The sequence below is a fragment of the Streptosporangium sp. NPDC006013 genome, from assembly GCF_040614275.1.
Classification (GTDB): Bacteria; Actinomycetota; Actinomycetes; order Streptosporangiales; family Streptosporangiaceae; genus Streptosporangium.
Genome location: NZ_JBEXUE010000038.1, coordinates 24963 through 36826 on the forward strand (window position 1 = coordinate 24963; position 11864 = coordinate 36826).

General features: G+C 71.8%; 11 protein-coding genes. 8 read left to right on the forward strand and 3 right to left on the reverse strand.

What is annotated here, in order from left to right:
* Positions 1–45: 45 nt before the first annotated feature.
* The 3 genes from ABZ260_RS08810 to ABZ260_RS08820 all read left to right on the forward strand — a co-directional run bounded on the left by ABZ260_RS08810 (position 46) and on the right by ABZ260_RS08820 (position 3178).
* Positions 46–972 carry a hypothetical protein gene (locus ABZ260_RS08810; protein ID WP_355614604.1) on the forward strand — a complete coding sequence of 309 codons (927 nt, stop codon included), beginning with the start codon at positions 46–48 and terminating at the stop codon, positions 970–972.
* Between the two features lie 13 nt (positions 973–985).
* Positions 986–1858: a class F sortase gene (locus tag ABZ260_RS08815; protein ID WP_355614607.1), complete on the forward strand. Its 873-nt coding sequence runs from the start codon at positions 986–988 to the stop codon at positions 1856–1858.
* 174 nt (positions 1859–2032) lie between these two features.
* Positions 2033–3178 (forward strand): acetyl-CoA C-acetyltransferase, encoded by a 1146-nt coding sequence (locus ABZ260_RS08820; RefSeq protein ID WP_355614610.1) that lies wholly within the window; start codon positions 2033–2035, stop codon positions 3176–3178.
* Between the two features lie 82 nt (positions 3179–3260).
* Here ABZ260_RS08820 and ABZ260_RS08825 read toward each other — a convergent pair whose 3' ends face one another.
* A complete protein-coding gene (locus tag ABZ260_RS08825) occupies positions 3261–3440 on the reverse strand; it encodes a hypothetical protein (protein WP_355614613.1) in 180 nt (59 codons plus the stop codon).
* Positions 3441–3711: 271 nt separating this feature from the next.
* On the reverse strand, positions 3712–4443 hold the full coding sequence (locus ABZ260_RS08830) for a methyltransferase (protein ID WP_355558510.1): 732 nt from the start codon (positions 4441–4443) through the stop codon (positions 3712–3714).
* A gap of 360 nt (positions 4444–4803) precedes the next feature.
* Here ABZ260_RS08830 and ABZ260_RS08835 point away from each other — a divergent pair, with 360 nt between their 5' ends.
* Genes ABZ260_RS08835 through ABZ260_RS08845 form a run of 3 tightly spaced genes read left to right on the forward strand, consistent with a single transcriptional unit; the run spans position 4804 to position 8214 of the window.
* Positions 4804–6840, forward strand: a complete 2037-nt coding sequence (locus ABZ260_RS08835; protein ID WP_355614616.1) for an NB-ARC domain-containing protein — start codon at positions 4804–4806, stop codon at positions 6838–6840.
* 41 nt (positions 6841–6881) lie between these two features.
* Positions 6882–7454 (forward strand): sigma-70 family RNA polymerase sigma factor, encoded by a 573-nt coding sequence (locus ABZ260_RS08840; protein WP_355614619.1) that lies wholly within the window; start codon positions 6882–6884, stop codon positions 7452–7454.
* Positions 7441–8214, forward strand: coding sequence for a hypothetical protein (locus ABZ260_RS08845; protein ID WP_355614622.1), 774 nt, complete (start codon positions 7441–7443; stop codon positions 8212–8214). Before ABZ260_RS08840 ends, ABZ260_RS08845 begins: the two co-directional genes overlap by 14 nt.
* On the opposite strand, the gene ABZ260_RS08850 is transcribed toward ABZ260_RS08845, so the two are convergent.
* Complete coding sequence (locus ABZ260_RS08850; protein WP_355614625.1) at positions 8203–9222, reverse strand: adenosine deaminase; 1020 nt, start codon at positions 9220–9222, stop codon at positions 8203–8205. The genes ABZ260_RS08845 and ABZ260_RS08850 overlap by 12 nt on opposite strands.
* 266 nt (positions 9223–9488) lie before the next feature.
* Here ABZ260_RS08850 and ABZ260_RS08855 point away from each other — a divergent pair, with 266 nt between their 5' ends.
* Positions 9489–11594, forward strand: a complete 2106-nt coding sequence (locus ABZ260_RS08855) for an AAA family ATPase (RefSeq protein ID WP_350953885.1) — start codon at positions 9489–9491, stop codon at positions 11592–11594.
* Positions 11591–11864: AAA family ATPase (locus ABZ260_RS08860; protein WP_355614629.1), on the forward strand; the 274-nt coding region annotated here is incomplete at its 3' end. The genes ABZ260_RS08855 and ABZ260_RS08860, both read left to right, overlap by 4 nt.

Here is an 11864-nt window from a genome sequence, read left to right on the forward strand (position 1 = left end):
AGGGCCGGTGCGAGCCGGTCGATGGATCTGGAATGGGGAGAGACTGTGCTGAAGTCCAAGACGCGGCGGCGCGTCGCGGTCAAGACAGCCGCGATCGCCGCGGCGGGCGCGGGCGTTCTTTTCGGCGCGGTCCCTGCGGTCGCCTCCATGTACGCCGACCCCAACCCGGTCAGCTACGCCTGCACGCTCGCCGGCGTGTCGTCACCGTCGGCGACGTACACCTTCCAGATGGACCTCAGCGGCCCGACGGCGGCGGCGACCAACTCGCCCCTGGTGGCGACCTGGAAGATCGCTCAGCCCGCCACGGGGCTCACCGTCACCCCGACCGCGCCGGCCCCGGCGGGCGCGCGTGTCGTCATCGACGCGGAGGTGCAGATCGACGCCTCTCCCTCGCCGGTCCTGGCGCTTCCCTCCGAACTCCGCTCGCTCGCGGCCACCGCCGCTCCCCCGGCCGCCGGGCAGCCGATCACCGCACCTCCCCTGCTCGTCACGGTGACCCCCAGCGCGACCGGCGTGGTGGCCTTCCAACCGGGTCCGTTCACCCTGTACCTGGACCCCGGTACGGGGACCGACGAGGCCGAGCTGCTCGACTGCGGTGTTCCGCTCAACTCGGCCGAGGCCAGCGCCGCCGCGCTGCGGGTGACCGTGGTAACGGGTTCCCCGAGTGCGAGCCCGAGCCCGAGTGCGAGCCCGAGCCCGAGTGCGAGCCCGAGCCCGAGTGCGAGTCCCAGCCCGAGTCCGAGCGCCACTCCCAAGCCGACGGTCACCGTCACCCAGACCAAGACCTCCGAGCCGGAAAAGCCCGCCTCCGACGGGCAGATCGACGAGACCCCCAACGGAGGGGCTGCCACGGGCGGTGGCGGGGACGCCGGCCCCGACGCCCGAATGATCATGCTCAGCGGTGTGCTGATGGTGGCGTTCGCCGGGATCGGCGGCATGGTGCTGCGGCGTCGCACCGCGGGCCGAGGCTGATCGGGGTGGCCGGATGAGCACCCCCCCGCCGGGCGGTCAACACCCCGGGCACGTGCCCCACTACCGGCCGGTCCCGGTCCAGCCGCAGTACCCGCACCCGTTCCAGCAGCAGCACGGCCCGCCCTACGGGGAGCCGTACGAGGAGTGGCCGCGAGGGGGACACCCCGACGGGCACCTCGACGGGCATCTCGACGGCGGGCGGGTGATGCGGTCGGTGCTCATCCTCGCCGGGATCGCCGGGGTGGTCACGGTGCTGGTGGGCATGCTCTACGTGCTGGCCGCGCCGGAGGAGTACGGCATGGGCGAGCGCACCACGCTGCCCCCCAGAAATCAGGCCGCGGCGGCGCCGGTGAACCCGTACTTCCAGGCGCCCCCGACCGCGCCGCCGCCCCAGCCGAGCCTGCCGGCGGCCCCGGCCATGCAGCCCTCCAGCCCGGTCCGCCTGGTCATCCCGCGGCTCGGCGTCAACGCACCGGTCAGATCCGTCGGGCTCGACGGCAAGGGTGCGATCGAGGTGCCGCCGGTCAGCAACCCGAACCTGGTCGGCTGGTACCGCTCGGGACCCACGCCCGGCGAGGCCGGTCCCGCGATCATGCTCGGGCACAAGGACACGCGCCTGGGAAGCGCGGTCTTCAGCCGCCTCGACGAGATCCGCAACGGCGACGTCATCGAGGTGCACAGAAAGGACGGCGTCATCGCCGTCTACACCGTCGGCGGGCTGGAGCAGGCGGACAAGTCGGTGTTCCCGACACAGCGGGTGTACGGCGAGTCGCCGAACCCGCAGCTACACCTGATCACCTGTGGCGGCACCTATGACCGCACGACCGGTCATTACACGGACAACGTCATCGCCTACGCGACCATGACGAGCACCAGGATGGCCTGAGCGATACCGCCCAGGTCAGCGCGGAGCTCCTGATATTTCGTAAAAGGGTGGGGGTGTCCTCTCAGCGGAGAGGCGACCCCCGGGTAGGGCGTGGATAAAAGTTCTGTTGTAACCTCCTACTGACCGAATGATGCTCGGTTTCGCAGGCAGCTCGGTTCACACGCAGGAGGCACTGTGGCAGAGGCGTACATCGTCGGGGCGGTCCGCACCCCGGTCGGCAAGAAGAAGGGCGGTCTGTCCACCGTCCACCCCACCGATCTGGCCGCGCACACCCTCGGAGCGCTCATCGAGCGTACGGGTGTCGACCCGTCGGCGGTCGAAGACGTGATCATGGGCTGTGTCATGCAGTTCGGCCCGCAGAGCATGGACATCGCGCGCAACGCGTGGCTGTCCGCAGGTCTCCCGGAGGGCGTCGCCGGTGTGACCATCGACCGCCAGTGCGGCTCCTCCCAGCAGTCGATCCACTTCGCGGCCCAGGGCGTGCTCTCCGGCACCCAGGACCTCGTCGTGGCCGCCGGGGTGGAGTCCATGAGCATCGTGCCCATGGGGTCGAGCATCAGCGCGGCGCTGGAGAAGGGCATGCCCTTCCCCTTCGGCGAAAAGTGGGTCGAGCGGTACGGCAAGCAGGAGATCTCTCAGTTCCGCGGCGCGGAGCTGATGTGCGAGAAGTGGAACCTCAAGCGCGAGCAGCTGGAGCAGTTCGCGTACGAGAGCCACCAGCGGGCGGCCAAGGCCGTCGCGAACGGCTACTTCAAGGACCAGATCGCCCCGCTCAACGGTGTCGAGGACGACGAGGGCCCGCGCCCGGACACCACGCTGGAGAAGATGGCGTCGCTGAAGACGCTGCGGGACGGCGGGCAGATCACGGCCGCCACCTCCTCGCAGATCTCCGACGGCTCCGGAGCGATCCTGATCGCCTCCGAGCAGGCGGTCCGCGACCACAACCTGACCCCCAGGGCGCGCATCGTCACCCTGGCGCTCACCGGCGACGACCCGGTCTACATGCTGACCGCGCCGATCCCGGCGACGCAGAAGGCGCTGAAGAAGGCGGGCCTGTCCATCGAGGACATCGACGTCACCGAGATCAACGAGGCGTTCGCCCCGGTCCCGCTGGCCTGGATCAACGACCTCGGCGCCGACCCGGCCAAGGTCAACCCGAACGGCGGCGCGATCGCCCTGGGCCACCCGCTGGGCGGCACCGGCGCGATCCTGATGACCAAGCTCCTGCACGAGCTTGAGCGGACCGGTGGCCGGTACGGGCTGCAGACGATGTGCGAGGGCGGCGGCCAGGCCAACGTCACGATCATCGAGCGTCTGTGACGCCGGTGCCCGCGGTCTCGAACCGCGAGGCACCGTGCGAGACGGGAAAGCCCCGGTCGGTGGACCGGGGCTTTTCGGTAGGTCAGCGACCACCCTTGCCGGGGATCCGGCGCGGCTGCCGGGTGGGCCTCATCGGCGTGGGCGGCATCGGCATCCGCTGGGGCGCCGCGGGCACGATGTGCTCGGGCAGCGGGGTGTGGGTCTTGGTGGTCTTGGCGGACTTGGACTTGCCACTGCGCTTGCGGGCGGCATGAATTCGCATATGGACTCCTTGAGGAAAGTGACGACGCGGCGAGATCCCGGGTCGGACAACTCAGCTGCCGCGTCAGACGAACGGGGCTGAAACGCTGAGTGCGGGCGGATCAGCGAAGGCTGATCGACGCCGGCTCTTAGGAGTTGATCCACATGTGAATGACCTTACGGCGCCCCTGCCGAGGCGGGCAACCGATTTGTTTGCGTCCCCGGCCGCCCCCGGCCGGCACGCCGCGCCGGGCACCGCGATGGCCGCGGGGAGGGGACGGCGCGGGCGGAGATCACTTCGGCACGCGGGCGACACAGAAGACGGTCTGCCCGAACGGCGGGCGGACGAAGCGCTCGATGAGGCGGGTGAGGGGTACCACGGTGCGGTCGTAGATCTTGACCAGGCGGGGGTCGGGGTAGCCGACACCGCCGCGGCGGACCGCGGCCCACCAGGCGATGCCGCCCAGGAAGTTGATCGGCTTGAGCACGTCGATGTCCAGGCCCGCACGAGAGACCGTGCTGCGCAGGGTGGCCGGGGTGTAGCGGGTGACGTGGCCGACCTTGCGATCGAAGTCCCCGTAAAGCTGCATGTAGCCCGGAACCCAGATGATGATCCGGCCGCCGGGGAGGGTGACCTTGGCGAGCGACCGCAGGGCCTCGACGTCCTCCTCGATGTGCTCCAGGACGTTCATCATCACGACGGTGTCGACCTTCTCGCCGATGGGGATCTCGGTCGGCAGGCCGAACTGGAGCACGTCGATGTCGTCGCGGCCCTCGAAGCGCTTCTGGAGCTGCTCCACGCAGTAGGGGTCGAAGTCGCTGACCACCAGCCGGTCGAGGCGGGGCAGGAACTGCTCGGCGAAGTGGCCAAGCCCGGAACCGATCTCCAGCATGGACCGGCCCACGTGTGGGGCGACCATGTCGAGCTCGTACTGCCGGTAATTCCTGGCCTCGTCCCCACCAAGGTGGTTCTCCAGGGCCTCGTCACCGGCCGCGGGTTGCACTACGCGGTCATACCCAGACATGCGGTTCCGTCCAGCTCGGTTAAGGAAAGGCCGCGGCGACAGGCCGCGGCCAGGGACAGCCAGAGTCTAATGGCGCTTCCCTCAAGGCGGCCCCTCAAACGATCCACGGGCAGTGCCGCCGGGAGCCGCGCCCGGGGGATCGGCCTCCGGGCGGGCTCGCCCCCGATTACCGGCTCCGCCGAATCAGTTATAAAGCACCTGCATTTCCGCGTTTCACGCCGTACGGGGGAAGTTCGACCTCGATACGGCGGTGAGATTTGCACCGGGGGACAAGGAAATCCCCCTGGGGAATCACCGGCCGCCCGGTCCGTGATTTGGGAGGAGTGCTATTCCCGGTAAGTGGAGAAGGAGCGCGAACCGATGGAACAGGTCCAATGGTGGCGGGGGAACCTGCCCGCGGAGACGGATGGCTTCATCGGCCGGGAAGGCGAGGTGCGGCGGCTGCTGAAGCTGCTGGCCGACACACCGCTGACCACGGTCACCGGTGTCGGCGGCATCGGCAAGTCACGGATCGCGATCAGGGCCGCACGCCGGTGGCACGAACACCACCCGGACGGCACGTGGCTGGTGGAACTGTCCGGCGAGCGCGACGGTGACCTGCTCGCCCACACGGTCGCGGCGGTCCTCGGCATCCCCGAGCGGTCCGCGCGGACGCAGGACGAGACGCTCGTCGAGTTTCTCGCGGGCAGGAGGCTCCTGCTGCTCCTCGACAACTGCGAGCACCTCCTGCCCGCCTGCCGCGACCTCGTCGCCCAGATCCTGGCGGCGGCGCCGGGGGTGCGGATCATCGCGACCTCCCGCCGGCCGCTCGGACTGCCGCAGGAGGCGCTGCTGCCCGTCGGACCCTTCGACGCGCCGTGGCCGCAGGAGGAGGGGATGGCGGGGAACGACGCGCTCCGCCTCCTCCTCGACCGGGCCGCCGCCGCGGCGCCCGGCCTGGAGACGACGGAGACCGGCCTGGCGGCCGCGGCCAGGATCTGCCGGCGGCTGGACGGTGTCCCGCTCGCCGTCGAGCTGGCCGCCGGATGGCTGGGGGACATGCCGGTGGAGCGGCTCGCCGACCACCTGGAGAGCCGGTTCGAGACCCCGCCCGACAGCCGGGCGCCGGTGCCCCGCCACCAGACCGTACGCGCCGCGATCAGGTGGAGCCACGAACTCTGCGGCCCCGGGGAACGCCTGCTCTGGGCCAGGCTCTCGGTCTTCGCGGGAAACTTCGGCGCGGCCGACGCCGAGTGGGTGTGCGGCGACGAGCGCCTGAGGGACGTACCGGACCTGCTGGAAAGCCTGGTGCGGAGGTTCCTCCTGGTCCGGGTTCCCGGCGGCTACCGTCAGCCGGTCACGGTCAGGGAGTACGGCAGGGAGCGGCTCGCCCTGCTCGGGGACGAGGCCAGGCTGGCGCGGCGGCACCGCCACCACTACCTCGACCTGGCGCGCAGGGCCGAGACCGGCTGGTACGGCCCCGGACAGGAGGAGTGGGCCGCCCGCCTCGCCTTCGCCATGACCGACCTGCGTCTCGCCCTCGACCCCGCCTCCCCGGTGTCCGTCGAGCTCGCCGGCACGCTCTGGATCCTCTGGTTCTGCCTGGGCCGGTGGAACGAGGGCCGCCACCACATGGCACGCGCGCTCGAATCGGCTTCCGTCACCGACCCTCACCTGCCCAGACTCCTGTGGGCCGACGGTTGCGTGGCCATCGCCAGGGGTGAGCTGGAGCGGGGTCGCCGCAGGGCGGAGGCGGCGCTGTCCGCGGCCCTCGACTGGGGCGACTACGCGGCGGCCGGGCACGCCCAGCTCCGGCTGGCCAGCCGTGCCCTGTGCGCCGGCGCCCTCGACGAGGTCGAGCCGTGCGTCGAGCGCGTGCGTGAGTACTTCCGCAGGGCGGAGGCCGACACGGTCGGCGAACCCCTCGCCCTGGTGACCATGGCCATGGCGGTCACCTGGCGCGGCGAGTTCGACAGGGCCGTCTCGGTGCTCAAGGAGGTGCAGCGGCTCTGTGACGCGCACGGCGAGCGCTGGGCCCGCGCCTGCGGCGACTACGTCCTGTCCATCGCCCAGCTGGGGCTCGGCAGGGTGAGCGAGGCGGCGGAGGCCGCCCGGCAGTCGCTCGACGTCAAGTGGCGCCTGCGCGACGCCGCCGGCGTGGCGCTGGCCGTCGACCAGCTCGCGGTGATCGCCGCGGTCGAGGGCGACGGCCGCCGCACGGCCAGGCTCCAGGGGGCGGTGGTGCGGTTGCGGGCCATCTTCGGGCTGCGGGGCTTCGGCTCGGCGGGCATGTCCGAGCCGAGAACCGTCGCCGAGCGGACGGCCAGGCAACTGCTCGGTGACGAGACCTACGACGCGATCTTCGCCGAGGGCTACGAGACCGATCCGGACGCGGCGGTCGCCTACGCCCTCCACTGAGCGCACTCGCCCGAGGGCTTTCGCGGGAGGGCCCGCATGCGGTGGAATCTCTCAGACATCCGCAAAGGAGCCCCCCGACGGACGACGACGAGGCGATCGCCCGATCGCTGGCAGGTGACCTGGACGCCTACGAGGTCCTGGTCGCCCGCTACAGCGTGCTCGCGCACCGCACCGCGGCCATGCTCGGAGCCGCCGACGAGGCCGAGGACGTGGTCCAGGAGGCGTTCGTCAAGGCGTACCGCAACCTGACGTCCTTCCGCCGCGGCGCGCCGTTCCGGCCCTGGTTGCTGCGGATCGTGGCGAACGAGACGCACAACCTGACCCGCTCCCGGGGTCGCAGGGACAAGCTGGCCGCGCGGCTCACCGAGGCCGTTCCGCCGGTGGGTGAGGGCCCCGAGGAGGCGGCCGTCACCACCGACCGGCGGGCGCGGCTCCTCGACGCGGTGCGTACGCTGCCCGAGCGGGAACGCGAGACCGTCGTCTGTCGGTATCTCCTTCAGCTGTCGGAGGCCGAGACCGCCCAGGTGCTCGATCTTCCCGTCGGCACCGTCAAGTCGCGGACCTCCCGTGGCCTGGCCCGTCTGCGCGAGGAGGTGGCACGTGACCTCATCTGACGACCTCGAAGCCAGGCTCCTCGACCTCGGCGAGTCCCTCGACGTCCCCTCCCCGCACCCCGCCGAGGTCGCGCGGGCCGTACGGGCCCGCCTGGAAGTGCCCGCCCCCGAGGCGCCCGCGGTCACGGGTGGCCGGGGAGTGCTCCGGCGGGGGTGGGGGGCGCTGCGGGCCGGCGGGCGGGCGCGGAGGCGGGCGGCGGTCGCCGCCGTCGCGATCCTCGTCGCGCTGCTGCTGGGGGCGACGCCCGCGGGAAGGGCGGCGGTCGCGGAGATCCTGCGCTTCGCGGGCGTCGAGCTCAGGATCGGCGACCCCGGGCCCCTGCCGTCCTGGGCGCCCCAGCCGTTGCCGGACGAGCGGCGGGTCACCCTGGAGCAGGCCAGGGAGCAGGTGGCGTTCCCGATCGCCGTCCCCGCCGCGCTCGGCGAGCCCGCCGAGGTCAGGGTGGGCGACGGCGGCCGGGTGGTCTCGCTGCTCTGGCCCGGCCTCAGGCTGGACGAGTACGACGGTAGCCTCCTGCTCGTCTTCCGCAAGGAGCTGGGACCCCCCTGGCCGCTGGAGACCCGGGTGGGCGACGCGGAGGCGCAGTGGATCCCGGCCCCACACGGCCTGACCTACCTGCCCCGGCGCGGCGGTGAGGCCGAGGCCCGCCCCCGCGCGGCCGGGCCCACCCTCATCTGGCAGCGCGGGCAGGTCGGCCTGCGCCTGGAGGGGGCCGGGGACATCGGCCGCGCCGAGGAGATCGCCCGCTCAGTCCGCTGAGGCCAGCCAGTCGTCGACCCCCTGGAGGAGCTTCTTGCGCACCGTCTCCGGTGCCGCCGACGCCCGTATCGACTGGCGGGCCAGCTCGGCCAGCTCCGGGTCGGAGAAGCCGTACACCTGCCTGGCGAGCTCGTACTGGGGCAGCAGCCTGGCGCCGAACAGCAGCGGGTCGTCGGCGCCCAGTGCGATCGGCACCCCCGCCTCGAACAGGCGCCGCAGCGGCACGTCCTCGGCCCGCTCGGCCACCCCGAGACCGACGTTGGAGGTCGGGCAGACCTCACACGTGATCCCCCGGGCGGCGAGACGCTCCATGAGCTGTGGCGACTCGGCCGCCCGCACCCCGTGCCCGACCCGGTCGGCGTCCAGCACGTCGACGCACTCGGCCACGCTGGCGGCGCCCAGCAGCTCCCCGCCGTGCGGCACGGCCAGCAGCCCCGCCCGCTTGGCCAGCCGGAAGGCCCCGTCGAAGTCACGGGCCCGGCCGCGCCGCTCGTCGTTGGAGAGCCCGAACCCGATCACGCCCTGGTCCATGTAGTGCGTGGCGAGGCGGGCGAGGGTCTTGGCGTCGAGGGGGTGGCGGGTGCGGTTGGCGGCCACCACGACCGCGATCCCTATTCCCGCGTGGTCGGCGGCCCTGCGCGTCGCGTCGAGCATCAGCTCCATGGCCGAGGTGAGCCCGCCGAACCTCGACGCGTACCCGGACGGGTCGATCTGGATCTCCAGCCAGGCCGACCCCTCGGCCGCCTCGTCCTCGGCCGCCTCGCGCAGCAGCCGGTAGACGTCGCTCTCCCGCTGCAGGACGGAGCGCGCGATGTCGTACAGCCGCTGGAAACGGAACCAGCCCCGCTCGTCGGTGGCGCGCAGCCGAGGCGGCCAGTCCTCCTCAAGCGCGTCGGGAAGGTGTAAGCCGTGTTCGCGGGCCAGCTCGACGAGGGTCGAGTGCCGCATGGAGCCGGTGAAGTGCAGGTGCAGGTGCGCCTTGGGCAGTTCGCTGAGGGGACGTGGCATTTCAATAGAGTGCCGTACCTTCGGTGACCCCCGGTGTTCTTTGGTCCCGGCCTGACGGTCCGCTCGCGCGCCGCGGAGGGCGAAAGGGGACCTGTATGGCGGAAGGCGACGAGGAGGTTATTTCGGGGCGGGTGTGGCCGGCTTCCGGAAGTGCCCGTCCTTGTCGCATCCCCCGCTATATCGAGGAAATCTAGGAAACGGGCTTTCAGTGGACCATGTCTCCGTGCGACGGTAGATGCACACGTTGTCAGGACGCTGGGGCTGCCATGAAAGCGGACGTCTTCGTCGGCAGGGAGACCGAACTCGCCGACGTCTCCGCACTGCTCGAAAGGGTGCGGCACGTCACGCTGACCGGTCCGGCCGGAGCCGGGAAGACCTGCGTCGCCCTGCGGCTGGCCCGCACCCTCGAACCCCGGTTCCCGGACGGCGTCCACATCGTGGAGCTGTCGGAGGCACCCGGCGACCTCGACTCCCTGGCCGAGACGTTCGCCGACGCGATCGGCGTCCGCCGCAGGCCGGGCGTTCCCGCGCTGCGGGCGCTGGTCGACGAGCTCGTCACGCGCCGGACCCTGCTCGTCCTCGACACCTGCGACCGCGTCGTCGGCGTCACGGGCATCCTGGTCGGCCTGCTGTTGCGCTCAATCGAGGGACTACGTGTCCTGGCCACCAGCAGGCAGCGGCTGGGCCTGCCCGGCGAGCACCTCTACCCGGTCGGCGGTCTGCCCGACGCCGACGCCGTCAGCCTGATCGACACCCTCACCGCCGGTCTGATCGGCGGCCCCGACGCGGCCGAGCTCTGCGGGCGCCTCGACAACCTGCCGCTGGCGATCAGGCTCGCCGTGGCCGGAGGCGGCCCCGGGATCCTCGACGGGCTGGTCACCCTCGACGGCCGCCCGCTCTCCACGGCCGGGCTCGCCGCCTTCGACGGCCGCATGGCCTCACCCGACGAACTCGCCGCGGCCTTCGAGAGCCGTACGGCCCCCTCAGCCGGTCGCGGGACCCACGGCGAAGGGCACGACGCGGAACCGCACCGGCTCCCCTCCGCTCCCCGGCGGCACAGCTCCATGCGCGTCGCCCTCGGCTGGAGCCACGAACTCTGCACCCCGCCGGAACGCCTGCTGTGGGCACGGGCCTCGGTCTTCGCCGGCACCTTCGACATCGAGGCCGCCGAGGAGGTCTGCGCCGGAGGGGTCCTCGCAGCCAAGGACATCCTCGACGGCCTGCTGGGTCTGCTCGACAAGTCCGTCCTGGTCCGCGAGGAGGGCGAGAACGGGGTCCGCTACCGCCTGCTCAACACGGTCCGCGAGTTCGGCCTGGTCTGGCTCGACCGGCTCGGCGAGACCGAGGAGATCCAGCGCCGCCACCGTGACCACTTCCTCGCCCTGTCCGCCCGCGCCGAGATGAGCTGGCAGGGCCGCCAGCTCGAGTGGTACCGCAGGCTGGTCCTCGAATGCGGCAACATGCGCGGTGCCATCGAATACTGCTACTCCCGGCCGCAGGAGTACCGCCGCGGTCTCGACCTGGTCGGCAACCTGTGGTTCCTGTGGGCGTGCTGCGGCATGCAGGCACCCGGCGACGACCTCCTCCAGCGCGGCCTCGACCTCGACCGCACGGCCAGCCCCGAGCGGGTCAAGGCACTCTGGGTGCACGCCTGGGTCTCGATCCAGCGCGGCGACCTCGAACGCGCCGAGCGCATCCTCACCGAGTGCGCGGCCGAGGACGCCAACGGCTACGCCACGGCCTACGTCAGCCAGTTCCAGGCCCACCTGGCCGTCGTCAGGGGCGACGTGGGCGAGGCCCTGCGGCTCATCAAGCACGCCCGGGTGCGCCACCGCTCCACCGGCAATGTCTTCCCCGGCTTCCTGCCCACCTACACGGTGGTCGCCACCGCCATGATGCTCGCCGGCCACCACGAACAGGCCGTGTCCATCCTGCGGGAGGGACGTGAGCTCTGCGAGTCCTGCGGCGACTACTGGACCCTCATCCGCCTCGACCTCCTCCTGGGCCAGGCCGAGCACCTCCTCGGCAACCCCGCGTCCGCCGCGGAGTCCGCCCGCGGCTCTCTGCGCGGAGGCCGCCTGTTCGGCGACACCATCTCGCTGATGGAGGCGCTGGAGGTGTTCGTCGTGATCGCCGAGTCATCCGCCGACGACACCTTCGCCGCCATCATGTTCGGAGCCTCCCGCGCCGCCTGGAAGAACGCCGGGGTCCCGCCCAGCCGCTCACCCATGATCGCGAGCCTGATCCGTACGTCCGAGCTGAGGCTGCGCGGGCGCCTGGGCAGGGCGGAGTTCGACCGGCTGGAGGAACAGGGAGGTTCGATCAGCCTGCGCGACGCGGTGGAACACGCGATCCAGGGGAATCTTTCTTGACGCCGCGCGGCAACCTGCCGGTCGCGATGAACAGCTTCTTCGGACGCGCCGCCGAGCTTGACGAGATCACGAAACTCCTCGCCGGAACGCGCCTGCTCACCCTGCACGGCGCCGGGGGCGTCGGCAAGACGCGCCTCGCCCTCCAGGCGGCGCGGAGCGTCCGCGACGACTACCCCGACGGCGTCTGGGTGGCCGAACTCTCCTCGGAGACGGACGGCGACCTGCTCGCCGGCAGCGTCGCCGGGATGTTCGGCCTGCGCGCGTGGGCCG

Excerpts from the sequence above, each read along its gene's own strand:
- ABZ260_RS08815 (WP_355614607.1), top strand. The coding sequence starts at position 986 with ATGAGCACCCCCCCGCCGGGCGGTCAACACCCCGGGCACGTGCCCCAC.
- ABZ260_RS08855 (WP_350953885.1), top strand. The coding sequence starts at position 9,489 with ATGAAAGCGGACGTCTTCGTCGGCAGGGAGACCGAACTCGCCGACGTC.
- ABZ260_RS08830 (WP_355558510.1), bottom strand. The coding sequence starts at position 4,443 with ATGTCTGGGTATGACCGCGTAGTGCAACCCGCGGCCGGTGACGAGGCC.
- ABZ260_RS08835 (WP_355614616.1), top strand. The coding sequence starts at position 4,804 with ATGGAACAGGTCCAATGGTGGCGGGGGAACCTGCCCGCGGAGACGGAT.
- ABZ260_RS08850 (WP_355614625.1), bottom strand. The coding sequence starts at position 9,222 with ATGCCACGTCCCCTCAGCGAACTGCCCAAGGCGCACCTGCACCTGCAC.
- ABZ260_RS08825 (WP_355614613.1), bottom strand. The coding sequence starts at position 3,440 with ATGCGAATTCATGCCGCCCGCAAGCGCAGTGGCAAGTCCAAGTCCGCC.